We start from the raw sequence: 26,113 nt of genomic DNA, 5'->3' as shown, positions 1-26,113 counted from the left end.
ACCGTAACTTCGCGTAACGCCTATAGTTCGGGCGAAAAAATCAGCGCAGCGTGACCTGACGACCACGAAGTCCGTCGCGCGAGCGAAGCTCGGCCGAGGTCAGCGGAGCATCGACGGCCAGAGCCTCGGCAAGACGCTCACCGAGCTCGACGGTTGCCGCTACCCACTCGTTTGCATGCTTTTCGCGGTCGAGGTCGAAGACGGGAACCAACAGGCCGTGGGTGCGGAACGAGCCTGCGTAGCGCGAGCCCTCACCCAGATGCAGTCCACCGGTCGCGTGCACGCGCGCCAGCGCGAGCATCAGGTCGTCTTCGCTCTCGGGACGAACCCAACGCAGGTGCGCCTTCTCGCCGGCGTCGACCCACCACGCGGCAACGAGGCCGTCGCCTTCGAGGCGTGCAGAGGGCATGATCGCCGAGTTGGCGTGCTGCACGGTGGCGGCAACCTCGGGATCGGTTTCGACGCCCTCGGGGATCCACCAGTTGAAGTTCTGGTGCACGGTGATGTCGAGCAGGGCCGAGGGATCGACGACAGCGGTGACTGCGGGGGTCTCGGAATCGGGGTTCGCGGCAGAAAGCGCGTCGCCGGGGGCCGCGTCCTTGATCCAGTTCACCGAAGCGGCGAGGTCTGCGCCGAGGTCGGCCGAGTGCGCCTGAACCTGGACACCGACAAATCCTGTGGCCGTCTCGCCCTCGTCGCGGACGAGTGCGGCAACAGCGCCGGGGAGGACCGTTGCCAACGTGACGGGACGGTCGGAGCCGATGACCGGCAACGGAGCCGTGGCGGACGGAACGAATTCGCGCAGCGCAACCAGATCGCACTCGGCGGCAAGGCCCTCGAACGGGCGGCTGACTACGCCGGCAGCGGCTTCACGCTCTGCTTGGCGTGCCGCCAGCTTCTCTGCGCGTGCGCTGCCCTGCTTCGGTCCACTGTTTCTTTTGCTCTTCTTGGCCACGAGGGCAAAATCTACACGCTGCCCAGCCATTGCTTCGTGCGCCCGGGATGGTTGGTGGCAACCCAACTGACCCCGAGCTCACGACACAGGTCCACATCCGCCTTGTCGTCGACGGTCCAGCAGTACGTCGCGCGACCCGCAGCAGCGGCCCGATCGACCAGATCGGGATGTTCGCGCAGCGCCTTGATCGACGGCCCGATCGCCGTAGCGCCCACAGCCGTCGACGCACCGCCGCCGAGGTACCGCGACGCGTCACCGAGCAGGACCGTCGGCAGCAGCGGTGCCGAACGACGCACTCGCCACACCGCACTCGCCGAGAAAGACATGACGACAGCGCGCGAATGATCGGCCGACGGCGGTGACGCGATCCCGAAGCGGTGCAGTTCCGCCAGGAGTTTGGCTTCGACCAATCCGCCGAACCTCACGGGGTGCTTGGTCTCGATGAACAGCTTCACCGGGCGCGCAAAATCCAGAGCGAGGGTGATGAGATCGGAGAGAGTCAGCAGTTCGGCCGGTTCGCTCGTCGACCCGTAGTCCAGAGCGTTCAGCGAATCGAGCGTCATCTCGCTGACGATCCCCGTCCCGCTGGAGGTGCGGTCGACCTTGCGGTCGTGAACGCAGACCAGGTGTCCGTCGCGGGTGAGCCGGACGTCGCATTCGAGCCCGTCCGCACCCTCCTCGAGGGCCAGTTCGTAGGCGGCGAGGGTGTGCTCCGGCCGCGCAGCCGACGCACCTCGGTGCGCAACGACGAGTGGACCTCGACGATCTGGGCTCACAGGGCAGCGGTCTCCTTCTCGTCCAGCACCGTCTTCTCGTCCAGCACCGTCTTTTCTTCCAGCACCGAGCGCGGAACTGGCACCCACCGGGTTTCCGATTCCGGTTCACCGCGCCAGCTCTTGCGCTCGATCCGGCGGATCACGACGAGTGTCAACGCCGCGGTGACGGCAGCGATCAGTGCGATGAAAGCGTTCAGCAGAACCCCGTCGGCCATTGCCTGAATCCCCGGGCGTGATCGCCAGTACGCGTTGACCACCAGCAGCAGAGCGCTGAATCCCCAGAAGCCCCACCAGATCTTGACCAGCAGGGTTCCGCGCGGATCGCGGCGGACCAACTCGAAGAGATAAACGGCCGGCATCACCAGGTTGAGGATCGGCACAGCGCAGCCGACGACAACTTCCGACGCTGTGCGTGGATCGGATTCCCGGGCACCTGCGAAGTGTTCACGACGCCGACGAAGCAGCCAGCACACAGCGGCGATTGCCGCGAAGACCGAGATCAGCAGTCCACCCAACTGAGTGAAGTACACGGCGGCGTCGGAGACCGTGAGCAGCGGCTGCGGGATCAGCCTGGTGCGGTTGCGGACCAGGATCGCGTATCTGCCCAGTTCGGCGAACACCGCCAGTCCGTAGAGGATCGTTGCGAGCGTCAGCAACGGCCCGACTCGGTCGGCCATCCGGTCCGCTCGCGAGGGCGGCACCGGTGAGGTATCGACGACGTCCTGGAGTCCCCACTGCGGGACAGCGTCGTAGCGCGGAGTGGAGAAGCTACGACGCACTGGTGCGTCCCCCACGCCGCGGGGGTCGGACGGGGAGCGCGCGATCCAGCGGAAGCCACGGCGGTTGGGCGGTTGGTAGATCTCGGTGCGGGTGGGGATCAGCAGGACGCCGCTGCAGCGCGGGCACCACTGCGTCGGGCCGCCGACGACAGGCCAGCGTGCGGCGCACCGGGCGCAGACCTGAACGACACTCACAACTTCGATTCTGTCACGCCGTATCGGTAACGGCAGCAAATGGATTCACTCCCGATTTGTGATCGAACCTCCACCGCGTTCACCTGCATTGTTCGAATAATGTGACCTCCGCCACTTAAAAACTCGAGTTATCCACAGTTTCCACAGGTTCATCCACAGTTCTGGATGAATGAATCGGGCTTTATCCACAGGTCACGGGCAAGACCCTGAGAATTTGCTGACAGGTGTTAGCGAACGATGCACAGGCTCGAGGATGAATTTGACACCGCAGGTCAGTGAACTTTCGGGCGTCGACGTCATTTATCCCGGCAAAGTTCACAATCCATTCAGAAATTGCTCCCGAAAAGACAGAAAAGACCGGTATCCCCTTTTTATGAGAAGTCGGTTTTTGACACACCTGGAAGCATGACCGTCGATGACTTCTCCACAGCCCGAGCCAACTCTGACGTTCACCCCGAGACGGGTCACGCAGCTCGCGTTCGTGTTGATCGGATGTCAGCTCGTCATTCGCGTCTGGGTTGCCGCGAGCAATTACTTCTACTGGGACGACCTCATCCTGATGGGCCGCGGAGGACGCTTCCCACTCTTCTCGAGCGAACTCCTGCTCTACGACCACGACGGTCACTTCATGCCCGCGGCCTTCTTCTTCACCGGGTTGATCGCCCGTATCGCGCCGTACAACTGGGCGCTGTCGGCAACGCTGCTCGTCATCGGTCAGGCCGCCGCGTCGTTGGCGCTTCTGCGCACTCTTCGGTTGGTCCTCGGCCGGCGACCGGCACTGTTGATTCCGCTGCTCCTGTATCTGTTCGTCCCGCTGACACTTCCGGCGTTCTCGTGGTGGGCAGCCGCGCTCAATGCATTGCCGCTCCAGATCGCGCTGGCCTGGGCATGCGGCGACGCGATCAAGCTGTACCGCACCGGGCAGGTGCGCTACGTGTTCTCGGGCACCGCGGTTTTTGTCATCTCCTTGCTGTTCTTCGAGAAAGCAGTGCTCGTTCCGTTCGTGGCACTCGCTTTTCTGGTGCTGTACTTGCGCACACAAGGTGAAGGAACGCCGATACGAAGTGCGATCACGAAGTGCCGACTCCTGTGGACGGCCTGCGCCGCCGTGCTCGCGATCTGGATTCCGGTGTATCTGACAACTGTCGAATCTCCGATCACCGGATACGGCCGTTCGATGTCCACCGAACTGCTGCATCACGGAACGTCTTTGGGGATGCTTCCCACTCTTCTCGGCGGCCCCTGGCGCTGGGAGCGGTGGATCCCCAGCCCCGCCTGGGCCGATCCGCCGACGCTCTTGGTGGTCGCATCCTGGGCCGCGCTGCTGACGACGGCCGTGATGACAGTGCGTGCCCGACGCGGCGCTGCCTGGATCTGGGCTGCCGCGGCGCTGTACTTCCTGGCCTCCGTGGTGGCGATGACCGCTACCCGATCCGACACCGACACCACTTACGAGTTGGCGCAGACCTTGCGTTACTTCACGGATTCGGCGACGGTGTTCGCCCTCGCCGCCGCTCTTATTCTCGCTGCGCCTCGGCGACGTCCGGCCCGTTTGCCCGTCGCAGTCGCCGCCGGCCTGTCAGTGCTCTTCGTGATCAGTTCGCTCGTCTCGACCGTCACGTTCGTCGACATCTGGCGCGAGAACCCGACCCGCGACTACCTCGCGAACGCGCGAATGTCGTTGTCACAGAATCAGGATGCTCCACTGCTCGAGCAACCCGTCGCGATCGAAGTGCTCCTTCCCGTCGCCTTTCCGAACAATTTGGCAAGCAACGTTCTCGCGCCGCTGCCTGATCGCCCCGAATTCTCTTCCAGCACTCCGATTCTGCGCGCCATCGACGACAGCGGTCAGATCGTCGATGCCGAAGTGACCTGGACGAGAAGGATTCCCGAAGGAACGGCGCCGAACTGCGGCACCCGTGCCGAAGGCCCGACCGAGCTCCCCCTCGACGGCCCCCTGGCCGGCTGGGAATGGACGGTTCAGCTCAATTACCTCGCCAGCGCCGACGGAACGATCGATGTTGCGTTGGAGTCCGGCGACGCAGTATCCGTACCCGTCACCCAAGGTTTGCACTCGGTGTTCGTGCGCCTGGTCGGCCACGGAAACAGCGTGAAGATCACGCCGACAGCGCCGGGACCGACCCTGTGTTTCGGCGCCGGACAAGTCGGTGCCGTCGTCCCGACCAAGTGAAATAGTGGCAGAGTAGAACTCATGGAGCTGCGTATATTCACCGAACCCCAGCAGGGCGCTACCTACGAACAACTACTGACTGTTGCCCAGACCGCCGAAAAACTCGGCTACGGCGCATTTTTCCGCTCGGACCACTATCTCGCCATGAATTCCGACGGCCTTCCCGGGCCCACCGACGCGTGGATCACGCTCGCCGGAATCGCCCGCGAAACATCCACCATCCGCCTCGGCACTCTGGTGACGTCGGCTACGTTCCGTCACGCCGGACCGCTGGCCATCTCGGTCGCACAGGTCGATCAGATGAGTGGTGGCCGCGTAGACCTCGGCATCGGTGCCGGCTGGTACGAGGAAGAGCACCAGGCGTACGGCATCCCGTTCCCGGCGCTCAAGGATCGCTTCGAACTGCTCGAGGAAACTCTCGACGTCGTGACCGGTCTGTGGCGTACGACGGTCGGCGACACGTTCGACTACGACGGTAAGCACGTGCAGATCAAGAACTCTCCCGCGCTTCCCAAACCGCACCAGGTCGACGGTCCGCCGATCCTGATCGGTGGCACAGGCAAGAAGAAGACTCCAGCGCTCGCCGCTCGGTTCGCAAACGAGTTCAACATCCCGTTCAAGTCCCTCGAGGAAACGAAGGACATCTTTGCGCGGGTTCGTCAGGCTTGCGTCGAGCACGAGCGCGATCCGAACGAATTGGTGTACTCCAACGCTCTCGTCCTGTGCTGCGGCCGCGACGAGGCGGAGATCAAGAAGCGCGCCGAGGCTATCGGACGCGACGTCGACGAGCTACGTGAGAACGGTCTGGCCGGAACACCTTCGGAGCTGGTCGACAAGATCGGCACTTTCGCCGACGCCGGTTCACAGCGCGTGTATCTGCAGACTCTCGATCTCGCCGATCTGGATCATCTCGAACTCGTCGCAAGCGAGGTCATGCCCCAACTGCAGTAAGGAATGGGCCGGGATCTACAGCGCGTTCGCGTCGAGGAACGCGCGTAGGTCTCGGTCCCACTGGGCCGAGCGGGAACGGTCGAGAAAGACGCGCACCAGCATGAAAGCGATGACCAGCAGCGACATCACGCTGAACCAGGTGAAAACCCCGGTCACCACGGCTGCGACGTCGGCAGCACTCTGAGTGATCGGAGCTACGGTCTTGTCGCCCTGATCATTGACGTAGATGGGGACCTCGGTGCCGGCGGGCGTCGCCGAGTCGACAGTGACATCACCCGTGTGAACCTGGCCGTTCCAGTTCCACTGCGCGCTGGCCATTTCGGTGGTCGGCGCAATGTAATCGGCTGTCGAGGCGGTGGTCTGCGTCGAATCTGCTGTCGTCGTCGCCGAAATACTGTGTAATTCGGCGGATTGTTTGGCGATCAGTGCGTTCTGGCTCGAAGCAGTCGCAGCCCCTGCCCATACCGCGAGAGGCAGCAGAAGAATCGCGAAAATGATCAGACCGAAGGACATGAACCCTTCGATCCGATCACTGCGGCGAACCATCGGATCGTGGCCTACATGAATTGTGCGTCGGAGCAGCGACGCAGTTCCTCGCGTACTACCTGACATTGTGAGCTCAGTTCTCTCGACGACACACTCTTACATCGAGATTCCCTTTGTTTCGATCTAGTTGCAAGTGTTAACGAGCTGAATCACATGTGTCCTCCAACACCTGTCCAGTTATTCGCTCGGCGGAAGGATGTCCGTCTGCGCCGGAACCTGATCCTGACGGAGCAATCCGACCGGGCAACTGACGCCCGTGGCATGCACCGGGCAGTAACCGCCGGGATTCTTCGCCAGATACTGCTGGTGGTAATCCTCCGCGTAGAAGAAGTCGCGCAGCGGGCCGATTTCGGTGGTGATCGCTCCATATCCGGCTTCGGCAAGCCGTTCACCGAAAGCGACGGCCGACGCATGAGCGATTTCTTCCTGCTCCGCGGACGTCGTGAAGATCGCCGAACGGTACTGCGAGCCCTGGTCGTTACCCTGACGCATCCCCTGCGTCGGATCGTGGTTCTCCCAGAAGTGCGCCAGGATCTGCTCGTAGGAGATCACTGCGGGATCGAAGACCACCAGCACGACTTCGGTGTGACCCGTACGTCCGGAGCACGTCTCTTCGTACGTCGGGTTGGGCGTGAAGCCGCCCGCATAACCCGCAGCGGTCGTGTACACGCCGGGAAGCTGCCAGAACTCCTTCTCGGCGCCCCAGAAACAACCCATCCCTACGACGACGGTCTGCAGTTCGGCCGGAAACGGCGGCGTCAACGGATGCCCGTTGACGTAGTGCGCGGTCGGAACCGGCATTTTCTGCTCTCGGCCCGGGAGTGCGTCCTCAGGCGCGATCAGCGTGGATTTTGCGGACGCTCGTCCCAGAATGTCGTCGTACCAGCTCATGCTTCGATGCTACGCGCGAGCGACTGTTTCGCCACGCCGTGATCGCGCGGGCGCCGGGCAGCTCCACCCACCGGTAGCCGATTTCTGCTACCGCGGCCGTGGCCAGAAGGAAGAGCGCAAACGCCAGCGTCGGTCCGACGTACAAAACAGTGTTCTCGACGACGCGGTACAGGATCAGGGTGTGCACGAGATAGATGACGTAACTACGCGTCGAGAGCCACTTCACGACCGGCCAGCGCGTCGGGACGCCGTCGTAGCGGCCGATGAGAACTACCGCTGCGGCGACTACCGAAATGGTCCACAGATAGTGCTCACCGGCCCAGTAGACGCGGAACTGGGTCGCCACGATGATGACGTGCATCTGGACGAGGACGGCCGCGATCAGCCAGCGGCCGGGAGCGAGCTTCGCCCACGCGAGGTACATGATCTGGCCGAGGAAGACGGCCGGCAGCGTCGCGGCGATCTTGGACAGCATCGGCACGGTGTACGGCAGCGGCGCGTAGACGTTGTAGAGCAACACCAGCGAGCACAGCGCACCACCGGCGAGCGGCATGACGATCGGTCGCAGCCGCAGTATCGGGCGAGCCGCTACGCATGCGAGATAAAAGAGGAATTGGACGGTGAGTGTCCAGGTCACTCCCAGAACTGCCACCTCGGGCTTGAGAAAGAATCCGCCGAGAAAAAAGCTCATCAACGCTTCGGTATCGGAAATACCTTCCTGACCGCTGAACATTCCGTTGATTCCGAGGCGGACCAGAAGAATGGCAATCGCGGTCGCCACCCAGAATGCGGGCAGCAGTCGACTGAATCGGTTGGTCAAGAACTTTCCGGGGCCGTCGCGAATCGCGGATCGCGTCACCAGAGCACCGGTAAGCATCATGAATACTGCGACGCCGACAAAAGAGAGGTGCTGGTTGAGTTCGGCAGGCTCGATCAAAACGCCGTAGACGACGTCGATCACCCACCAACCCGAGCCGAGATCGTCGATGACGTAGAAAGAGATGTGGGAGTAGATCACGGCGGCAACCGCCAGGGCTCGCAGCAGGTCAGCGCCCGGAAGATTCACCCGAGGCGCGGCCGCCTCTGGTGATTCCGGGAGGAAAACTGGTGCGGGCATCGCGCAAGTTTAAGGTTCCGTTCACCTTTACGACGAATTTGCGCATATTAGCTTACCCTTAGATCGGGGCAAGTTCGGTTTCCCAAATTTTATTCTTTGGTGATTACTACCTGAGCCGGACTGTTGCGGACGGTGTACGAATGTTATTGGGTGGAAACCCGAAGAATGATTTGCACATACGCGAGTGACGTCACGCCGTGACCGGTGATCGACGCACTCTAAAGCACCAGGGCTCACCAGCCCGCAAAGAAGGGACCCTCGTGTCTGTTTACACGCTGCCGGAACTCCCCTACGACTACGCAGCCCTCGAGCCGCACATCTCGGGCAAGATCATGGAGCTGCATCACGACAAGCACCACGCGGCTTACGTCGCCGGTGCCAACGCTGCACTCGAGAAGCTGGCCGAGGCTCGTGAGAACGACACCATCGCAGCGCAGGCCAACCTGCTCGAGAAGAACCTGGCGTTCCACCTCGGTGGCCACACCAACCACACCGTTTTCTGGAACAACCTCAGCGCTGACGGTGGCGACAAGCCCGAAGGTGAACTCGCCGCAGCGATCGACGACAACTTCGGTTCGTTCGATCTCTTCCGCGCTCACTTCTCCGCGAACGCCAACGCCATCCAGGGCTCCGGCTGGTCCATCCTCGCGTGGGACTCGATCGGACAGCGTCTGATCATCGTCCAGCTCTACGATCAGCAGGGCAACATCTCCATCGGCCTCACGCCGCTGCTGCTCCTCGACATGTGGGAGCACGCTTTCTACCTCGACTACCAGAACGTCAAGGGCGACTACGTCAAGGCATTCTGGAACATCGTCAACTGGAACGACGTTTCGGCTCGCTTCGACCGTGCACGTACCCAGACCGCAGGTCTGATCGTCTAGTCACGCTCTTCTTTCGAACGGCGGCGCCTCACCAGGGGCGCCGCCGTTCGTGTCAGCAGAGCACCACCGAGCAGGACCGTCGTGGCTCCGAAGACCAATGCCAGTGTGCGAGTTCCGGAGTCACCGCTGCTCGCGGTGGTCTGATTCACGGCCACCGGATCCGACAGCACCGAGGTCAGCTGAACCTGCTGCGGGGTGGTCATCGCGGGAATACCGGATTTTGCGCCGTCGAGGCCCGTGACCAGTGACTTGGCGATTCCTTGCAGCGTCGTGAATCCCTGGGTGATCTGATCGGTCACGTCACCGAGCATCTGCGGCGCCTGATCAGCGATGGGAATGAGGCCGTCGTTCAATTGTCCGGCAGCACTGCTCAGTTGATCGCTCGCGCCTTGCAGCTGCCCGACAGCGGTGCGGACTAGATCACCGAGCTCCGTATCGGGCCCGACCGAGCCACCCAACAGCGCCGGAACGGTGCCCAGTTGCGCATTCAGCGCACCGAGATCCGAACTCACACCGGCCAGTTGCGCTGTCACGTCAGGCGGGATCGGAAGGCCGTTCAGCGCAGTCTGCAGCGCGTCGATTCGTGTCTTCAGTTCCGCGGTCGAGGTCGACGCCTCCCCAAGCGTCAGGCCCAGTGAGTCCGCGCGCGTGGCCAGCTCTTCCGCCGACCCCGACGCCTGATCGACAACACCGGACACCTGATCCGCGACGCTCATCAGCTCCAACGCCCCGGACCGTGCGGTCTCGAGGTACGGCAGCAGAGTGCCTGCGCCTGCTTTCACCTGATCGATGGACTTTCCGGCCTCGTTGGTTCCGGCGACCAGAATCTGTGCGGTGGTGAGGTTTTGATCGATCGAGCGTCTGGCGGCCGACGTCTGAGCCAGCAGGCCCTTGATGCCGTCCGCGCCGACCTGCGCCGATACGGCCCGAGTCAACTCGGCCGACTTCTCCGAATCCGAGCCCTTCACCTCGAGGTCGACGCTCGCCTGCCGTGGATCCATGCCGAACATCGACGCGACGGTTTCGCTGAAGTCCTCCGGCACGGTCAACGTCGCGAAGTAGTTCCCGCCGGGGTTGTCGACCACCTGGAAGTCGAAGTCTTCGTTCTTGCCCAACGTGTCCACCAGCGTGTCGCCGGCCCGAAGTTCCTTGCCGTCGAGCGTGGTTCCCGCGTCGGCGTTCACGATCGCGACGGTGTTCGAGGTGTCGGCACCGCCCGCGAAGATCACGAACCCGATCCCCGCCACCGCAGCCGCGACGATCGCGGCCACACCACCGACTGCCAGCCGTCGACCGAGTCGTAACGGCCGGCGATGGGAGTTTTCTGTGGTGTTCTCGGCGCTCATGGGCGAGACGATAAAGCAACAACTTGTAGAAACACTGAGAGCCCTAGCCTGCGGGCGTGGTCGGCTTCTCAGACTCCTCTGGTTCCTCCTTCGGCATGTCCCGAGGGCCACTGATCAGGATGTCGGCCCAGCGCGTGGCTGGGTCGATATCGAGCAGGACGGCCTTCACCAACAACGAGAGCGGGATCGCCAACAGCGCTCCGAGCGCCCCGAGAACCCACGACCAGAAGACAAGTGAGAGGAACGTCATCGTCACCGACAGTCCGACGGCGTCGCCGACGAACTTGGGTTGGATGATGGACTGGATCACGAAGTTGATGACGGAGTAGACGACGATCACCCACAGCATCAGCCACGGCCCGCCCTGCAACAGTCCCAGGAGCGCCGGTGGAATCACGCCGATGACGAACCCGATGTTGGGGATGTAGTTGGTGATGAAGGACAGCAACGCCCACAGGACGGGCAGCTGAATGCCCATGAGCCACAGCGCGCCACCGTCGAGTACCGCCACGATGAGACCGAAGACCGTCGAGACCACCAGGTATTTGCGAGTTCCGGCGGCAAAGGTGGAGAGCGCGTAGGAGATTTCGGGACGTTGCTCGGACAACACATGCAACCGCGAGCGGATGCTCATGCCGTCGAAGGCCATGAACAGCAACAACGCGAGAATGAACACCAGATCCGACAGGATGCCGAGCAGGCCCTCCAGTCCGCTTTCGAGGACGCCCACAACCTTCGTGAGATCGACACTGCTGAGCGTGCTTTGGATCTGTTCGGTGCTCACTCCGAAGTCGGCCAACTTGTCGCGGCCCTCGTTGAGGAGGTTGGTCATCTCCTCGGAGTACTGCGGCAGGATCGTCGCCAACTGAGCCGTCGACACGATCAACGACGCCGCCAACCCGAGCAGAATCAGGTACACGGTGACCAGTGAGCCCAACATCCCGACCCACTTGGGCCACCCTCGGCGCTGTGACCAATCCTGAATGGGCTGAACGGCAATCGTCAGCACCAGGGCCAGGAATACCGGTCCGAGGATGCCGCCGAACACCTTCATTCCGCCGACGGCGACCACGGTGGCGGCAATACCGAGCAGGACGATCAAACCGCGCGGGATCGACCAGTTCTCACTACCGGACAGCGTGGGGATCGGAGTGGGAGCCTCGACGGCCGGCTTTCCCTTCTTAGAGAACACCGGCTTAGAGAACACCGGCTTCCTTTGCCCGGCTCCTGATCTGGAATGCTCCCACGATCATGAAGAGGCCGAACAGGATTGCGTACCAACCCAACAACCAGATGAGGCTGATGATGCCTTCGCCGGGCGCGATGAGAAGAATGATGCCGAAGATGACAGCAAGCACCGATGCGGCGAGCAACCATCCCCAACTGGATCCGGGCAGCGCCTTCATCTTGAAGGCGCCGACAATTCCGAAGATTCCGAACATGATGGCGTAGAAGGCAATTATGTACAGCAGCACCAGCGCAGTGATGCCCGGCCAGACCAGCGCGACGATGCCGGCTCCGACCGAGACGACGCCCGTGAACACCCACCAACCCCACGAGCTCAGATGCTCGCGGTCCCGGATGGCGCGAACTATCGTGATCAAACCGTCGGCGATGGAGTAGATACCGAACAGGAAAACCAAGGCCACCACGGTAATTCCCGGCCACACGAGCGCGATTATTCCGAAGATCACGCCGAAGATTCCGCGGATCAGGATCATCCACCAGATCTCTTTGCCGTACTGCACGAACGGATTCTGCGTGACCATCAGTAGCCTCCGAAACAAGCGGGTGTCTCTGACCGATTCAACAGCTCTTCAAACAGGGCAGTACCGACAGATCGTATGACTCTTGTGACCTTTCCGCCCATCGAAACGCGCGGCTGATACCGAGTTGTGCTCTTCGGGTACGAAGCGAGGGGACTTTCAGCCTGCTTCTCGAATACTTGCTTCTCGAATACCGGGCGCAGTCCACGATCCCGACAGCACTGCCGCCTTCGGCCAGTACAGGCGCAGAAAGACGTTGAAGTCGCCGGACGGAGCCGGCAGCCAGTTCCGCTCCTTCTCACCACCAGGGGATTCGTGCTGAAGATAGATGTCGAGGGAACCGTCGTCGGCAAACACCAGATCGCTTCGATCGCCAATCGCGTATCGGTCGATCGGGTTGTCCACGAAGAACTGCCGCTCGTTCATCATCGTGAGCGACCAGAAGCCCTCGACCGGTGGCAGCTCGTCCTTCTCGAAGTGCAGGACGTACTTCTTCGCCCCGGTCAGCGGCTTCCCGTCGACGTCCGTCGTGGCATGCGGGTACACGGCATCAGCATCGAGATTGGCCCCGAAACCGAGCCAGACGATCAGAGCCCGCTGAGCGTAATGGGTTCCGTAGTGCCCCAAGCCGCGGTGCATCGTCCAGCCGTTCTTCGGACTGCCCTCGGCCTCTTCGGCGATCTCGCTCAGCACGTCCATACCGGTTCGCGCAGCTCTATCGAGGGCATCACGTACCTCCTGCGGACGCGACCTCCAGGGCAAGGAGGAGCCGATTCCTATGTCGGACAGTTGTTTCATCATCTCGGTGTCCTCCGGACGCGGAGGATTGTCGTCGAGAAGTGCGTCGAGTCTGGTGAAGAATGCCTCGCCGTCCATGGCGGCCACCTGGTCCACCGGCGGCGTCCGCGTGTCGACGGCAGGGTTCACCGGCATTTCACCAGGCGTGTAGTCCTGCGGGTCACCCGTCCACTCCGACAGAGGAGTGAGTCGCGTCCGGTCCTGCAGGCTGTGCACTTCTGCCAGGTCTGTTCCCCCCGACGTCGCGTAGCGGGCGACTATCCAGTTCATCGCCGTCGGAGACCGCAGCAGCGTCAAACCCTTGGGCACGTTGCCTTTCCAATTCGGCCCGGCCACCAGGTACGGTCCCCCGGTCCGCCCGACTGTCCGAGATCCCGGAACCGTGAACACGTCGCTCCACGCGTCGAGGATGGGGACCAGCCAGTACCGCGTGCCGAAGTCCGGCAGTGAGAGCACCTGCGGTTCCGTCGAGACGTCCAGCCACCCCGACGAGTAGAGAGTGTCCGCGTTGGGTGAGACGACATCGGTGAAGGTCGCATCCGGCGTCGTACGCGCGTAGGCGAACTGGTTGAGCGGGGCTTTCATCGCCACCGGCGAAGGCACCGCCGTCATGACATCCCGCGATACCGCAGCAATCAACAGGGGATATCCGAAGATCCACGCCTGCGTTGCCAGGTCTTCCAGCCGAGAACGGTTCTTCGACAGAGTCATGTCTGCGCATACCACCGCCCTCACCAGCGCAAACCTGGCTGGCACTCTCCCTGTCTTGTGTGCCAGTACCGAATGGGTGCATATTTCGATTACCCAACGAGGTGTGCCGGACCGACGCATGCGCGTCTGCCCGAGATTTGCCCCAGCACCGAGGGAGGAACAGAAATGAACAGAAACGAAGCAATAGGCATTTCTCCGTTCCAAGCCGCTGGGTCTTTGCAGGGGTTCGTCATTTCCGGTCGTTGGCCGGACACCACCCAGGAGTGGGCGCAGCTTCTCGCATTGGCTGTCCGCGTGGCCTCGATGCCAGGTTTGTTGCCGACCACGACGGTCTTCGGGGTCCGTGAAGACGTTCCCGAAGATCCGCAGCCGGGCACCGTCGGTCTGGTGGTTGCCGAAGGTCCGGTACTCGGCGATTTCGCCTTGACACCCGGCCGTTTCTCCGACCATCAGCCACCGGCGCTGATCATGCTGCACCCACCGTCGGAAACCACGCCCAGCCTGCCGGAATGCGAGGGCAGCGCGTCGGGGTGTGTACTGCTGCCAGGCCTTCCCTATCTGGGTTTGGAGCATCGTGCGGCGTGGGTCGAGGCTGAGCCGGACGGCACAGTCGTCTCCATGATCAGTCGTGTCGGCATCGATCCGATCAGCGATCCCGACACCGCTGTTTTGGCCATGCTCCTCGCCTCGTGACGGCCCCGGTAAGCGATAAGTTCGGACTCCCAAACTTGCTGTGCGCTTTGCCAATTCGTTTCAGGCGCGCTAACGTGGGCAGCAACGAAGGGGAGTAGCCCCCAATCGCCCGTGTCGACATACTGGTTCGACGCGCTCCCCCTGGTGCGGATCGCGAAGCACCCGGCCTGGCGAACCGAAGGTCTTGTGGCCTCGGTGGGCGAGACCTTCGGCCGGACAAGCGCACCCACTGCGCCTGCCCAGGCCGGAGGCTCGCATTTTTCCTCCGACCTACACCGACCGGAGGAGTAAATCTTGCTTGCCGCAATACTTTTGAGTTTCGGCGTCATTTTCGTCGCAGAACTCGGTGACAAGTCGCAACTGATGGCAATGACGTTTGCCTTGCGCTATCGCTGGTGGGTCGTCCTCGGCGGAATCACCGTCGCCACCACCCTTGTTCACCTCGTCTCGGTCGCCGTCGGCCACTACCTGGGCGTCGCCCTCCCCACCGCGGCGATTTCCATCGTCGGCGGTATCGCTTTCCTGATCTTCGGCCTCTGGACCTTGCGCGGTGACGATCTCACCGACGACGAGCAGAACAAGGCCGGTCGCGTCACGCGATCCGCCTTCATCGCCGTCGCCTCGGCCTTCTTCCTGGCAGAACTCGGCGACAAGACCATGCTCGCCACCATCACCCTTGCCACCGACAACGACTGGATCGGCGTCTGGATCGGGTCGACGGTAGGCATGGTGGCGGCCGACGCTCTCGCCATCATCGTCGGCTCGGTGCTGGGCAAGCACCTTCCGGACGGATTCATCAAGATCGGCGCCGCGGTGCTGTTCTTCGTCTTCGGTATCTGGCTGCTGCTCGAGGGCATCTTCCCGGACTCGTCGGCTGGCATCATCGGCGGTGGCGTTGTCCTGGCCGTGTCCGTGCTGGGTGCACTGGCTCGGATGATCTGGAAGCGCTCCCGTGCGACCGACTCCGCTACGCACCTCGTCGACGACAATCGGACGCCGATCGACTGACGCTCAACGAATAACGTCGCCGGCGCCCCAAATTGCGACCGGGACATGACCTTCCGCCACTCCGCTCGGTCCGAGTAGCTGCCCGAACCGCTTCATCGGGTACAGCGAGACACGTCGATCGAGGATCCGCACACTACCGATTCGGCGGAGTCGATCCTCGACGACAAGACTCTGCGCGAGGCTGCTCAGCCACACGCTGATCAACATGTTCGCTGTTCCGGTGGTCGCTACCAACAATCTGATCTCCGGCCAACTCGACACAAGATTGCCGAGTTCGTCGGTGGAACCGTCCACAGCGACGTCGAAGATCACTTCGAACGGTGAACCGACGGCCTGTTGCGAGACATCGCAGCGGAAAATCAACTGTTGCGACGCAGTCAGTTGGGCCAAGCGCCGTCGAATCGCAGTCTCGTTCGTTCCACAAATCGCGGCGAGACGCGCATAGCTGGCACGTCCGTCACGGCCGAGCGCCTCCAACAGGGCACCGTCGGACTCGCGGAACTCTGTCGGATCTGCCGGCACCGCAGCGCCCTTTGTCGATGCCGTTGCCAGCTGAGCCCGACCCGCTTGCCCCAGAGCGCCCGGCTCCCAGCTGAACCCGTCCCGGTACACCTTCACCCCGACCCGGCTTCTGATCGACAGAATTCCAGGATCGGCGGCAAGGTGCTCACACACCAAAGCGTCCAAACTCTTGTGGTCGGCGGCCACGACTCCGACGAAATATTCGTACTCGCCTTCCGTCCTGGCCAACAGATAGGCACAGGAGAGTTGACGTAACAGCTCCCCCACGTCGGCAACGGAATCCTGTGTGGTCCTGATCAGGAGATAGCCGAATATGTGGGTTCGACCGATTGCGACCGCGTTGACCCACGAATGACCGTTCGAAACGAGGCGACGCCACCGGCGGGCGATCGTCGTCGAATCCATGTCGAGCACTGACGACAACTGCGTCCACGACGCGCGGGGGTTGAGCTGAAGTGCATTGATGATCTCCAGATCAGATTCCGCGATGACAAATGCGTCGGATTCCGGCTTCATCGGCCCAGTATTGCCGGATTACTGCATTCTGGTCGGTGATCCCTGCCTGTTTGCCAAAGATGTGTGAATCACTTCACAGGTTCACCACTTGGAGGCCCAGTGCTTCGCTCCACCAAAGTCACGGTCGCGTTGCTGTTCGTCGCGTACGCGATCGACTACATAGATCGGCTGGCGATCAACCTCGCTCTCCCCTTGCTCGGTGAGGAGTTCGATCTCGACTACTCCCAGCGTGGATTGATCATCTCCACGTTCTTCATTGCATACACGCTGGCCCAACTGCCTGGTGGACTGCTCGCCGATCGATACGGCGCAGTCCGGATGGCTCTGATCGGGTTGGTGGCGTGGAGTGTCTTCACCGGCCTCACTGCCCTTGCCTGGTCGTTCGGGACGCTTCTGGTTGTTCGCTTTCTCTTCGGTCTCGCGCAGGGCGTGTTTCCGGCCGCTGCAGTAAAGCTCGTTGCCGAGCGGAGCATCCCGGAGCAACGTGCCACTGCCACAGGATGGATGAACAGTTCCAACGCCGTCGGTACGCTTCTCGCCATCGTTGTTGCGGCAGCTCTTCTCCCGTTGATCGGCTGGCGTGGGATGTTTCTGGCCGTCGCGGCGCTCGGCGTACTCTCGCTCGTCAGCATCAAGTTGTGGCTCCCGCCGGCACTTCCGGCGGAGATCGACCACGGTCCGGATTCTTCCTGGGACAACATGCGCACCGTACTTCGCTCCCGCGCGATGTGGCTCTTCGCCTTGATGTTCTTCGGATACGACTTCGTGATCTGGGGGATGTCGTCGTGGGTTCCGTCGTACCTCCATGACGAACGTGGAATCGCCCTCTCGAGCGCAAGCCTCCTTCTGATTCCGGCTACCGTGGTGGCCGCCGTGACCACCGTCATCGGCGGGCGAATCTCCGATCGGCTGGCTGGCAACAGTCGTGTCGTCGTGGTGCCGTCCATGCTCGCGTGCATCGTGATGCTCGTTTCGATTCCTTTCGTCTCCAACACGGCCTTGTTCGTCGTTCTCGTCACCCTCGGATCTGCCGCTGCCTCTTTCGCTTTCATGCCGTGTTTTGCACTTCCGCTTCGTAGCCTGCCTTCGTCGGTGGTCGGAGCAGCCTCGTCGATGATCATTTTCGGCGGCATGGTCGCCGGAATAGTCGCGCCGTTGGTATTCGGATTCATCGTGGACCACCTCTCCTGGTCAGCGGCGTTCGTATCTCTCGCGCTCGGGCCTGTCGTGGCGATCGTCGCGGTCATGGCAGCACCACAAACCCGGGAAAAGATGCTGAACCTGGTGCAACTGAAAACCGCCAACTGAAAGAAGATCAACCATGAATCAACTGCTTTCGAATCTCGAGTTCGGAGACCCGTCGCGGTTGCGAACCGTCGAGCCGCACTGGTTCGAGCTCTACCGGGACCTACACGCACACCCCGAGTTGTCCGGCGACGAAACTCGCACCGCCGCAATTGTTGCCGAGGAACTTCGGCGAATCGGTGGCTGGGACGTCACGGTCGGGGTCGGCGGTACGGGTGTCGTCGGTGTTCTCGAAGGGAGCAGCGGTCCGGTGATCCTGCTACGCGCCGACATGGACGCGTTGCCGGTGGCAGAAGACACCGGGCTGTCCTACGCCTCCAGAACTGATGGAGTCATGCATGCGTGTGGCCACGATGTCCACGTAACCGCGCTACTTGCCACGTGCGCAGCACTTTCCGCGGATCCGACATCGATCACCGGGACTGTTGTCGCGGTCTTCCAGCCTGCCGAGGAGACCGGCTCCGGCGCTCGTGCGATGGTCGACGACGGAATCTTCGACCGCTTCCCACGACCGGACCTCTGCCTGGGACAGCACGTGGGCCCGACTCCGGCGGGGATGTTGGTCAGCAAACCCGACATCTTGATGGCAGCATCCGACACGATACGAGTGGTCTTTCACGGCCGTGGTGGACACGCGTCATCACCGTACGCATGCATCGACCCTTTGTTGATGGCAGCGTCCTTCGCGCTGCGCATTCAAAGTCTGGTCGCTCATGAAGCGGCAACCCCGACAGCACCTGTGCTCACGGTGGGAGCCTTGCACGCCGGCACAGCTGCGAACATCATTGCCGACGACGCCGAACTGCTACTCAGCCTGCGAACTTTCAGTGCGTCGTCGCGAGATCACATGCTCGAATCGGTGGGCAGGATCGCTCGCGCAGAAGCTGACGGGGCAGGCGCCACCGACGCGCCGGACGTTCATGCGTACAACGGCTTTCCGGCCACGGTCAACACTCCGGACGCCACGTCCACGGTGATGTCCGACCTGCGACAGGCCGGCTTGGGAATGCATACTCTGTCACAACCACTTTCGGGTAGCGAGGACTTCGGCATCTTCGGCACCGCCGCCCAATGCCCCTCCGTATTCTGGCATTTCGGCGGAACGGCACTTCAAAGTTTCGACGGAACCGCCCTTGCCGCGCTCGCTGAGGGACGGATACCACCCGGCACGCCGTCCAATCATTCACCGCGCTTCGCCCCAGATCCCGCCGCGGCCCTACCCGAAGGTGTTACAGCCATGACCGCGGCCGCGCTGGGAGCCCTTGCGCGGAGCGCGTGATTCCCACACATACTGTCCCAGGGAGATAACGTCATGTCAGACGAACTGCACTACCTCAGCGCCACCGAAGCCATTGCTCACTTTCGCGCGCGGGAATTGTCTCCGGTCGAACTGCTAAAGGCAATCATCGACCGAACCCAGAAGCTCGAACCTCACATCAATGCCTTCACCGAAGAGATGTTCGACGAGGCACTCGCAGGCGCCCGGGATGCCGAGAGCCGGTATCGCGGCCAAGGACCCGACCCGCGGCCGCTGGAGGGAATTCCGGTAGCTGCCAAGGAAAAACACTCCATTGCCGGAAAGTCGCTGACCGAAGGCTCTCTGGCGGGACGCGGCAACATCGCCCGCGAGAACGCACCCGTGATCGACCGAGTTCTGGCAGCAGGCGGCCTGATTCACGCACGCACGACGACACCGGAATTCTGCGTCGCGGCGTTCACACACTCTCCTTTGTGGGGCGTGACCCGCAATCCCTGGAACCTCGATTACAGCCCCGGAGGTTCATCCGGAGGTGCGGGCGCCGCACTCGCCGCCGGAACTACCACTCTGGCAACAGCATCCGACATCGGCGGGTCGACACGAGGCCCGGCAGGCTTTACCGGCACCGTCGGCCTCAAGGCATCGTACGGGCGTATCGCCGGGGTCGCCCCGCTGTCCATGGATTCCTACCGTGGCGACGGTCCGATGGCCCGAACTGTTGACGACGCAATTCTCTTGGCCAACGTTCTGATCGGGCCGGACCCGCGTGACCATTCTTCCCTGAGGCCGGCGATCACACTGCCCCGCGATTACCCGTCGGTCGAGGGAATGCGAATTGCCCTGTGCCTGCGGCTCGGTGACTTCCCCATCGAGCCTGACATCGAGGCGAACACCCGGGCTCTCGCACAGTCGTTGGTCGATGCCGGCGCGATCGTCGAGGAGATCGAACTGCCGTGGACTCGCGACTCGATGGCAGCAGCGGTGAAAGTCCATTTCGGAACGATCATGGGGGCATCCGTCGCGGAAGTTGCTCGCGCCCACGGCGATCTTCTCGCCGATTACACGCTCGACAACGTCGCGATCACGTCGAAGGGCGCTGCGGAAATGTCATTTCTGGACGGCCTTCGCAAAGAAACCCAAATGCAACGAGAGCTCGCCGAGGCGATGGCTCCCTTCGATGCGCTGATCTGCCCGACTTCGGGCACCATCGCCTTCCCGGCAGGCGAGTCTTTGCTCGACGGCCTCACTGTGGCGGGTCAGCACGTGAACACCACCGCCGAAGCACTTCTCACATTGCCGTTCAACGTCGCCAATCGGTGTCCCGTACTAGCGGTGCCCAGTGGACACGCACACAACGGCGTTCCCACGGGCGTCCAGATCGTCGGCCATACGTACGACGAACCGACCGTGTTCCGGATCGGCAAAGCACTGGAGAAGATCCGCCCGTGGGCATACACCGACCAGCATCAACCGAAGCTGAATGTGGTGGCGCCGGCTTCCTCGTGATCGCTGAGGAGATCAGAGCTTGGCCCTGATCTCCTCAGCGATCGGCTGGAACTGCTCGAGGAATGTCAGGGCCCAACCGAAGGACGCGACGCCCTCGTAGTCGAACGAGTACACCTGATCATTCTTGACGGCGCGCAGACGCTGGAAGATGGTGTCGTTCGCCAACTTCTCGTTGATGGGGCCCTTGCCACTGTTGGTGATGATGACGTCGGCCTCGTCGAGTAGCTCCAACTGCTCCTTCGGGAACCACTCGTTGCTGCCGGCGGGAATTGCGAGTGAGCGGTCGTTGAACTGGAACCCGGCCTCGCTGATGACCGTCGTCTGATACTTGGTCGGCGAGTACAGCGAGAAACCACTCTCCTCGAAGTACGTGGTGTAGACGACCTTAACCTTGCTCAGCACATCAGCGTTGTCGCTGCGGAACTTGGCGATCCGCGCCTCGTACCGATCTGCCAACTCTTGAACCTTCGCGCTCTGGTTCAGCGCGTCCGCGACTCCGAAGGCGCGCTCCTTCCATGCGTACTGCCCGTCTTCGGCAAAAACCGCGGTCGGTGCGATCGACCGGATCTGCTCGTAAAGATCCGGGTTGTTCTCCGACAGCAGGTTGGTCATCACGATCAGGTCGGGAGACAAAGCCGCTATCGCCTCGGCGTTGGGCTCGTACCAGCGTCCCACCTTCGGGAGAGACCGCAGAGCGGACGCATAGGGTTCCGGGACGCCGCCGGCGTTCTCGTAGTCGACCGGCAATCCGACCGGTGTGAACCCGGCGTCGAACATCGCGGGGCCCGTGTAGTAATCGGCGCTGACCACCCGTTGCGGGTTGGTGGGCACTTCCACCTGCCCCAGAGCCGTGTTGATGGTGCGCATCGAACCCTCGACCGATTCACCGGAGCTGGTTCCACAGGCCGTGAGCAATCCGATCCCCGCCAAGGCACCGACTCCGAGGAAACCGCGTCGGGTAAGTGCTGCGGTGATGCGAGCGAATTCGGCATCGGTGTCAGCGGTGGGCAATAGAAGTGATGTCATGAAAGTGCCTCCAAGGCGCCGGTTTCGAGTTCGTTGAGCCAGTTGATTGCAGTGCCGTAGTCGGTGACCTGAGTGCTGATTCCGAATACCCGGCCCGAAGCTGCTGCCGGAATGCGGCTCCACAGCGGGCTGGCGAAGACGGATTTCATTCCTGCAGAATCAGTTCCGTTCGGCTGCTTCGGGTAGATGACGACGGTGACGTCCCGCAGCATTTCGAGTTGTTCGAGCGGGAAGGCTTCGAAGCCGGTGGCTGGGCGCAGGTCCGGGATGAATTCGCCGCGGGTCACGTTCAGGTCGGCGAGCATCGCGCCGGTCACTCCGGTTGGATACAGGATGGAGAAGAGCCCTTCCGAACCACCGATAGCAACCTGGGCCCACCGATTCTCGCCAAGCTGCGCGGCGTATTCGGTGCGGATTCGCTCTTGCATCGCCTGATACTTCTCGCGATTCGACGTCAATGCCGAACCCTTGTTGACCGCGTCTGCGACACCCTCGGCGACAGCGCGCCAATCCGATCGGTTCGTACCCGAATACACCGCTGTCGGAGCAATTTTCGAGAGCTCGCGGAACATGTCCTCGTCGATCTCGTACGCATCGCCGACGATGAGATCAGGCGCGGCAGCCACGACGGCTTCGCGGTTGACCTCGAGGAAAACCCCCACCGTGGACAAGCCGTCGATGAACTTCTGCTGTGTCGGGGTGAACTGGTCGATGTACGCGCTGTAGTCGAGCGTCGCGACGGGTCGGGCGCCGACGGCTTGCAACTGCCACGGGGTGTTGTATGAGACGGCGACGATGCGCTGCGGATCGACGGGAACATCCACGGATCCGTAGTGCGTCTGCACAGTACGAGTTGCGCCGTCCGCACCGTCACCGCCCTCCCCACTACTGCATCCGACGAGAGCAAGTGTGGACAGCGCGGCGGCACTTCCGCCGAGAAAGCCGCGTCGAGTCAGGGCAGCGGTGATGCGAGCGAACTCTGCATCGGTATCTGGAGTCGGTAACAGGAGTGATGTCATGGGTTTCCTGACGGTTATCCGAATTAGGGCTACCTAAAATTACTCTCACCTGCGCCGTTACGGTGAAGCCTCTTGGCCAAGACGTATCTCTTTCGCGCCAAGCCGCCAATCGTTGAACTGGTATTACCACTTGACCTCTTACCGATAAGCGCGTTACGGTCGGTACATGTTTCAACCCGTTGCACGTACCTCGGCCTCCGGCGCAGTCTTTGACCAGATTTCGGTGAAAGTGCTGGCCGGAGAGCTGGCTGCGGGTGAGGCACTACCCAGCGAGCGCAAGCTCGCCGAGGCATTCGGCGTCTCGCGGCCCGCAGTCCGCGAGGCAATTCAGAAGCTCGCCCAAGCCGGACTCGTCGAGGTCCGCCAGGGCGAGTCCACGTCGGTGCGCGATTTTCGACGCCAGGCCGGACCCGAACTTCTCCCCCAGCTGCTGGTGCGCGACGGCGTCCCCGACCTGAGCGTGGTGCGCAGCGTCCTGGAAACTCGCGAGTTGATGGGACCGCAGATCGCTGTGCTGGCCGCCCGTCGCATCTCCGCGGAATCCGCCCGAGAACTCGACACGGCCGTTGATCAACTAGGCGCCACCGAAGATCCAGTGGAGTTGCAAGACCGCGCTCTGGCGTTCTGGGACGTCGTCGTCGACAGCGCAGATTCCATTGCCTTCCGTTTGATCTTCAACAGCCTTCGGGCCGCATACGAGCCGGCTATGACTGCACTTGCATCCGTCATGGTCGCCGAAGTCGGCCAGACCGACCTGTATCGAAAACTGGCCTCCGCCATCACTTCACACGACGAGCCAACTGCCGAGACGTCAGCCGCACAGCTCCTTCACACTGGCACGACGTCAATCGGCGACGCTCTCACCTTCCTGGAAGGACTGAAACCATGAGCAAGCCTCTCACTCTCGCCGATGCCGCACGGACGTTCCGCAAGTCACCGACGCCGTGGATGATCGGCACCATGCTGCTGGCCGCCGCGGCGGCGCGCATCGCAGTGGGCAACTGGCAGATCACCGACGCCCTCGTTCCGCTCGTGATGCTTGCCGCATTCCCCTTCGTGGAGTGGATCATTCACGTCTTCGTTCTCCATTGGAAGCCGCGAACCATTGCCGGCGTCACACTCGATTCACGGCTGGCGCGCAGCCATCGGGAACACCACTTTGCGCCGCGAACCGTCTCACTCATCTTCATCCCGTGGCAGACGCTCCTGATCGTGATTCCCGTTCTGACAGCCGTCGCCCTCCTGGCATTTCCCCGCGTCGAACTCGGTCTGACGTTCCTGACCTTCATTTCCGTGCTCGGTCTCGGTTACGAGTGGACACATTTCCTCATCCACAGTGACTACAAGCCGAAAACTGCTCTCTACCGGTCGGTTTGGCGCAATCACCGCAACCACCACTTCAAGAACGAGCACTACTGGTTCACCGTCACCACCGCGGGAACTGCCGATCGCGTACTGGGCACGTACCCCGATCCCAAATCCGTCGAGACCTCCCCGACAGCCAAGAACCTGCACGGCGCAGCGTCCAAGCTGTGAAGGAAGACCGATTCCTGGCCCCCAGCTGGCAATGAACTTGAACTTGACTGTGTATCAGTGATTTTCGTTGAAACTCACCAGAACTGTGCTTAGTGTCGATGGAGTCAGAAGTTCGAAAAACGCTGTAACCGAAGGACACAACACATGTTCAACGATGTATTCAACAACGTCATCCACCCGATGGTCACGAACTTCCAGCAGTTGGGCCCCCAGCAGTTCATTCCGCAGCAGTTCATCCCCCAGGGAGTGTTCCAGCAGGCGCCGCAGGCGGCCGAGCAGGCAGTGACGATCTTCGGTAGCTGATACCGCAATCCACAGATAGCGCCACTCAGGGGTCGTCCGTCCAATATGCTGGACGGACGACCTGAGTGCCTCCGCCTGACAAGGATCCCCATGACCGCGAACACCCCCATCCACGCTTTCACCGACGACGCCCTGGGCGACCTCGACGCCACCGGCGTCGCCGCCCGGATCGAATCAGGCGAGGTGACCGCACGGGAAGTCATGGAGGCATCAATCGCCCGCGCCGAGGCAGTGCAGGGGCAATTGAACGGTCTGGCCTGCACTGATTTCGATCGTGCCCTCGCCAGGAGCAACCGGCCCGCCAAGGGCGTCTTTGCCGGTGTCCCCACCGCGATCAAGGACAACACCGACAGCGCCGGCCTTCCCACCCAGCAGGGCAGTACCGCCTTCACCGCGATCCCCGCCAAAGCCGACAGCGATTTTGCGAAGCAGTTCCTCTCCACCGGGGCCATTTCGATCGGCAAGACCCGACTGCCCGAGTTCGGATTCAGTGCGTCCACCGAATACATGACGGAAGAACCCGTGCACAACCCGTGGAATCCGGCGTACTCGTCGGGCGCTTCCTCGGGAGGGGCAGCCGCGCTTGTTGCTGCCGGCGTACTCCCGATCGCGCACGCCAACGACGGCGGTGGATCGATTCGCATTCCCGCCGCTGCCTGCGGACTCGTCGGACTCAAACCCACTCGCGGACGCACCATCGCCGATCCGGCCGACAAGTCGATGCCGATCCGGTTGATCGCCCAGGGCGCCGTTACTCGCACTGTTCGCGACACTGCACGATGGATGTCTGCGGCTGAGAACTACTACCGCAATCCGCGACTCGCACCGGTTCGCTTGATCGAAGGACCCAGCTCAACCCGCCTGCGCGTCGGCGTGATCGCCGATTCCGTCACCGTCACCAAGACGGACGACGAGACGCGCAAGTCCGTCGAAGCTACGGCCGAACTCCTTGCAAGCCTTGGCCATCATGTCGAGGACGCGGCACTGCCCGTCGGCCCCGAATTCATCGACGACTTCAGCATTTACTGGGGCTTTCTGTCGTTTGCCATCTCCACCGGTGGCAAACAAATGCTCGGACCCGACTTCGACAAGTCCGGCACCGACAATCTCACCAAGGGCCTCTACACGCTGTACCGGAAGAACCTGGTGAAGACGCCGCGCGTGCTCTACCGTCTGCGACGGCTCCAGCAGCAGTACAGCGCCATGTTCTTGAAGTACGACGTCGTGCTCTCGCCGGCTCTGGGGCACACCACCCCCGAGCTTGGATACCTCTCTCCCGCTCAGCCTTTCGAGGAGCTTTTCGACAAGCTGATCGCGTACACGTCGTTCACACCGCTCAACAACATTTCCGGTGGTCCCGCGATTTCGCTACCGATGCATCAGACCAGCAACGGTTTGCCGTTGGCTTCGCATTTCTCCGCCGATCTCGGCGACGAGCGCACACTCCTCGAATTGGCCTTCGAACTGGAAGAGGCTCAGCCCTGGAGAAGAATCCAGGACTGAGCCTCGCCGGTA

The 26,113-nt window shown here is 62.1% G+C and carries 25 protein-coding genes; 12 read left to right on the top strand and 13 right to left on the bottom strand.

What is annotated here, in order from left to right; genetic code table 11:
- Positions 1 to 40: 40 nt before the first annotated feature.
- From QM609_RS05345 to QM609_RS05335, 3 genes are read right to left on the bottom strand one after another with little or no spacing between them, the layout of a single operon-like run.
- Complete coding sequence (locus QM609_RS05345) at positions 41 to 955, bottom strand: DUF5926 family protein (protein WP_003944127.1); 915 nt, start codon at positions 953 to 955, stop codon at positions 41 to 43.
- Positions 956 to 966: 11 nt separating this feature from the next.
- Entirely contained in the window at positions 967 to 1,731 is a 765-nt protein-coding gene (locus QM609_RS05340) for a glycerophosphodiester phosphodiesterase (protein ID WP_003944175.1), read from the bottom strand.
- Positions 1,728 to 2,705, bottom strand: a complete 978-nt coding sequence (locus QM609_RS05335) for a DUF4328 domain-containing protein (protein ID WP_007735993.1) — start codon at positions 2,703 to 2,705, stop codon at positions 1,728 to 1,730. Before QM609_RS05335 ends, QM609_RS05340 begins: the two co-directional genes overlap by 4 nt.
- Before the next feature lie 415 nt (positions 2,706 to 3,120).
- Here QM609_RS05335 and QM609_RS05330 point away from each other — a divergent pair, with 415 nt between their 5' ends.
- The gene (locus tag QM609_RS05330) at positions 3,121 to 4,896 is read left to right on the top strand and encodes a hypothetical protein (RefSeq protein WP_007735991.1); all 1,776 of its coding nucleotides are present in this window, start codon (positions 3,121 to 3,123) and stop codon (positions 4,894 to 4,896) included.
- A gap of 21 nt (positions 4,897 to 4,917) precedes the next feature.
- Positions 4,918 to 5,847, top strand: coding sequence for an LLM class F420-dependent oxidoreductase (locus QM609_RS05325; RefSeq protein ID WP_003944174.1), 930 nt, complete (start codon positions 4,918 to 4,920; stop codon positions 5,845 to 5,847).
- A 15-nt stretch (positions 5,848 to 5,862) separates the two neighbouring features.
- Here the strand turns inward: QM609_RS05325 and QM609_RS05320 are convergent, their stop codons facing one another.
- From QM609_RS05320 to QM609_RS05310, 3 genes are all read right to left on the bottom strand, one after another.
- Complete coding sequence (locus tag QM609_RS05320; protein ID WP_223304488.1) at positions 5,863 to 6,459, bottom strand: Rv1733c family protein; 597 nt, start codon at positions 6,457 to 6,459, stop codon at positions 5,863 to 5,865.
- Between the two features lie 111 nt (positions 6,460 to 6,570).
- The gene (gene msrA, locus QM609_RS05315; RefSeq protein ID WP_020905733.1) at positions 6,571 to 7,284 is read right to left on the bottom strand and encodes a peptide-methionine (S)-S-oxide reductase MsrA; all 714 of its coding nucleotides are present in this window, start codon (positions 7,282 to 7,284) and stop codon (positions 6,571 to 6,573) included.
- On the bottom strand, positions 7,223 to 8,401 hold the full coding sequence (locus QM609_RS05310) for an acyltransferase family protein (RefSeq protein ID WP_047272742.1): 1,179 nt from the start codon (positions 8,399 to 8,401) through the stop codon (positions 7,223 to 7,225). Before QM609_RS05310 ends, msrA begins: the two co-directional genes overlap by 62 nt.
- Positions 8,402 to 8,661: 260 nt before the next feature.
- On the opposite strand from QM609_RS05310, the gene QM609_RS05305 reads away from it, so the two are divergent.
- Entirely contained in the window at positions 8,662 to 9,285 is a 624-nt protein-coding gene (locus tag QM609_RS05305; RefSeq protein WP_003944189.1) for a superoxide dismutase, read from the top strand.
- Here QM609_RS05305 and QM609_RS05300 read toward each other — a convergent pair.
- From QM609_RS05300 to QM609_RS05285, 4 genes are all read right to left on the bottom strand, one after another.
- A complete protein-coding gene (locus tag QM609_RS05300; RefSeq protein WP_050655968.1) occupies positions 9,282 to 10,631 on the bottom strand; it encodes a YhgE/Pip domain-containing protein in 1,350 nt (449 codons plus the stop codon). The two genes, QM609_RS05305 and QM609_RS05300, sit on opposite strands and share 4 nt — an antisense overlap.
- Positions 10,632 to 10,674: 43 nt before the next feature.
- The gene (locus tag QM609_RS05295; RefSeq protein WP_007735985.1) at positions 10,675 to 11,823 is read right to left on the bottom strand and encodes an AI-2E family transporter; all 1,149 of its coding nucleotides are present in this window, start codon (positions 11,821 to 11,823) and stop codon (positions 10,675 to 10,677) included.
- A gap of 4 nt (positions 11,824 to 11,827) precedes the next feature.
- A complete protein-coding gene (locus tag QM609_RS05290) occupies positions 11,828 to 12,400 on the bottom strand; it encodes an HdeD family acid-resistance protein (protein ID WP_003944155.1) in 573 nt (190 codons plus the stop codon).
- A 156-nt stretch (positions 12,401 to 12,556) separates the two neighbouring features.
- Complete coding sequence (locus QM609_RS05285; RefSeq protein WP_003944160.1) at positions 12,557 to 13,906, bottom strand: DUF1254 domain-containing protein; 1,350 nt, start codon at positions 13,904 to 13,906, stop codon at positions 12,557 to 12,559.
- A gap of 165 nt (positions 13,907 to 14,071) precedes the next feature.
- On the opposite strand from QM609_RS05285, the gene QM609_RS05280 reads away from it, so the two are divergent.
- Entirely contained in the window at positions 14,072 to 14,599 is a 528-nt protein-coding gene (locus tag QM609_RS05280) for a hypothetical protein (RefSeq protein ID WP_003944138.1), read from the top strand.
- A gap of 294 nt (positions 14,600 to 14,893) precedes the next feature.
- Entirely contained in the window at positions 14,894 to 15,607 is a 714-nt protein-coding gene (locus tag QM609_RS05275; protein ID WP_007735982.1) for a TMEM165/GDT1 family protein, read from the top strand.
- Positions 15,608 to 15,610: 3 nt separating this feature from the next.
- Here QM609_RS05275 and QM609_RS05270 read toward each other — a convergent pair whose 3' ends face one another.
- Positions 15,611 to 16,645: an Lrp/AsnC family transcriptional regulator gene (locus QM609_RS05270; RefSeq protein ID WP_047272740.1), complete on the bottom strand. Its 1,035-nt coding sequence runs from the start codon at positions 16,643 to 16,645 to the stop codon at positions 15,611 to 15,613.
- 99 nt (positions 16,646 to 16,744) lie between these two features.
- Here QM609_RS05270 and QM609_RS05265 point away from each other — a divergent pair, with 99 nt between their 5' ends.
- The 3 genes from QM609_RS05265 to QM609_RS05255 are packed head-to-tail and all read left to right on the top strand — an operon-like array spanning position 16,745 to position 20,714.
- Positions 16,745 to 17,953 (top strand): MFS transporter, encoded by a 1,209-nt coding sequence (locus QM609_RS05265; RefSeq protein WP_042920610.1) that lies wholly within the window; start codon positions 16,745 to 16,747, stop codon positions 17,951 to 17,953.
- A 13-nt stretch (positions 17,954 to 17,966) separates the two neighbouring features.
- Positions 17,967 to 19,229, top strand: coding sequence for an amidohydrolase (locus QM609_RS05260; protein WP_042920611.1), 1,263 nt, complete (start codon positions 17,967 to 17,969; stop codon positions 19,227 to 19,229).
- Positions 19,230 to 19,262: 33 nt separating this feature from the next.
- A complete protein-coding gene (locus QM609_RS05255) occupies positions 19,263 to 20,714 on the top strand; it encodes an amidase (RefSeq protein WP_050655967.1) in 1,452 nt (483 codons plus the stop codon).
- A gap of 12 nt (positions 20,715 to 20,726) precedes the next feature.
- Here QM609_RS05255 and QM609_RS05250 read toward each other — a convergent pair whose 3' ends face one another.
- Positions 20,727 to 21,740, bottom strand: coding sequence for an ABC transporter substrate-binding protein (locus QM609_RS05250; protein WP_050655966.1), 1,014 nt, complete (start codon positions 21,738 to 21,740; stop codon positions 20,727 to 20,729).
- Positions 21,737 to 22,759 (bottom strand): ABC transporter substrate-binding protein, encoded by a 1,023-nt coding sequence (locus QM609_RS05245; protein WP_050655965.1) that lies wholly within the window; start codon positions 22,757 to 22,759, stop codon positions 21,737 to 21,739. The genes QM609_RS05250 and QM609_RS05245 overlap by 4 nt, the downstream gene beginning before the upstream one ends.
- A gap of 166 nt (positions 22,760 to 22,925) precedes the next feature.
- On the opposite strand from QM609_RS05245, the gene QM609_RS05240 reads away from it, so the two are divergent.
- The 4 genes from QM609_RS05240 to QM609_RS05225 all read left to right on the top strand — a co-directional run bounded on the left by QM609_RS05240 (position 22,926) and on the right by QM609_RS05225 (position 26,101).
- Entirely contained in the window at positions 22,926 to 23,648 is a 723-nt protein-coding gene (locus tag QM609_RS05240) for a FadR/GntR family transcriptional regulator (protein ID WP_050655964.1), read from the top strand.
- Positions 23,645 to 24,295: a sterol desaturase family protein gene (locus QM609_RS05235; protein ID WP_003944185.1), complete on the top strand. Its 651-nt coding sequence runs from the start codon at positions 23,645 to 23,647 to the stop codon at positions 24,293 to 24,295. Before QM609_RS05240 ends, QM609_RS05235 begins: the two co-directional genes overlap by 4 nt.
- Before the next feature lie 144 nt (positions 24,296 to 24,439).
- Entirely contained in the window at positions 24,440 to 24,598 is a 159-nt protein-coding gene (locus QM609_RS05230) for a hypothetical protein (protein WP_003944172.1), read from the top strand.
- 90 nt (positions 24,599 to 24,688) lie between these two features.
- Positions 24,689 to 26,101, top strand: a complete 1,413-nt coding sequence (locus tag QM609_RS05225; protein WP_050655963.1) for an amidase — start codon at positions 24,689 to 24,691, stop codon at positions 26,099 to 26,101.
- The last annotated feature ends 12 nt before the right edge of the window (positions 26,102 to 26,113 follow it).

Source organism: Rhodococcus sp. IEGM 1302 (assembly GCF_030056935.1).
GTDB classification, from domain to species: Bacteria; Actinomycetota; Actinomycetes; order Mycobacteriales; family Mycobacteriaceae; genus Rhodococcus_F; species Rhodococcus_F qingshengii.
The sequence above is the reverse complement of the archived record's forward strand: the minus strand, read 5'-3'. Positions and strand labels throughout refer to the sequence as shown.

What these genes read in the sequence shown, in the direction of transcription:
- QM609_RS05250 (WP_050655966.1), bottom strand. Translation starts at nt 21,740, where the DNA reads ATGACATCACTTCTATTGCCCACCGCTGACACCGATGCCGAATTCGCT.
- QM609_RS05260 (WP_042920611.1), top strand. Translation starts at nt 17,967, where the DNA reads ATGAATCAACTGCTTTCGAATCTCGAGTTCGGAGACCCGTCGCGGTTG.
- QM609_RS05255 (WP_050655967.1), top strand. Translation starts at nt 19,263, where the DNA reads ATGTCAGACGAACTGCACTACCTCAGCGCCACCGAAGCCATTGCTCAC.
- QM609_RS05325 (WP_003944174.1), top strand. Translation starts at nt 4,918, where the DNA reads ATGGAGCTGCGTATATTCACCGAACCCCAGCAGGGCGCTACCTACGAA.
- QM609_RS05270 (WP_047272740.1), bottom strand. Translation starts at nt 16,645, where the DNA reads ATGAAGCCGGAATCCGACGCATTTGTCATCGCGGAATCTGATCTGGAG.
- msrA (WP_020905733.1), bottom strand. Translation starts at nt 7,284, where the DNA reads ATGAGCTGGTACGACGACATTCTGGGACGAGCGTCCGCAAAATCCACG.
- QM609_RS05240 (WP_050655964.1), top strand. Translation starts at nt 22,926, where the DNA reads ATGTTTCAACCCGTTGCACGTACCTCGGCCTCCGGCGCAGTCTTTGAC.
- QM609_RS05235 (WP_003944185.1), top strand. Translation starts at nt 23,645, where the DNA reads ATGAGCAAGCCTCTCACTCTCGCCGATGCCGCACGGACGTTCCGCAAG.
- QM609_RS05285 (WP_003944160.1), bottom strand. Translation starts at nt 13,906, where the DNA reads ATGACTCTGTCGAAGAACCGTTCTCGGCTGGAAGACCTGGCAACGCAG.
- QM609_RS05225 (WP_050655963.1), top strand. Translation starts at nt 24,689, where the DNA reads ATGACCGCGAACACCCCCATCCACGCTTTCACCGACGACGCCCTGGGC.
- QM609_RS05330 (WP_007735991.1), top strand. Translation starts at nt 3,121, where the DNA reads ATGACTTCTCCACAGCCCGAGCCAACTCTGACGTTCACCCCGAGACGG.
- QM609_RS05320 (WP_223304488.1), bottom strand. Translation starts at nt 6,459, where the DNA reads ATGTCAGGTAGTACGCGAGGAACTGCGTCGCTGCTCCGACGCACAATT.
- QM609_RS05310 (WP_047272742.1), bottom strand. Translation starts at nt 8,401, where the DNA reads ATGCCCGCACCAGTTTTCCTCCCGGAATCACCAGAGGCGGCCGCGCCT.
- QM609_RS05245 (WP_050655965.1), bottom strand. Translation starts at nt 22,759, where the DNA reads ATGACATCACTCCTGTTACCGACTCCAGATACCGATGCAGAGTTCGCT.
- QM609_RS05300 (WP_050655968.1), bottom strand. Translation starts at nt 10,631, where the DNA reads ATGAGCGCCGAGAACACCACAGAAAACTCCCATCGCCGGCCGTTACGA.
- QM609_RS05290 (WP_003944155.1), bottom strand. Translation starts at nt 12,400, where the DNA reads ATGGTCACGCAGAATCCGTTCGTGCAGTACGGCAAAGAGATCTGGTGG.
- QM609_RS05230 (WP_003944172.1), top strand. Translation starts at nt 24,440, where the DNA reads ATGTTCAACGATGTATTCAACAACGTCATCCACCCGATGGTCACGAAC.
- QM609_RS05280 (WP_003944138.1), top strand. Translation starts at nt 14,072, where the DNA reads ATGAACAGAAACGAAGCAATAGGCATTTCTCCGTTCCAAGCCGCTGGG.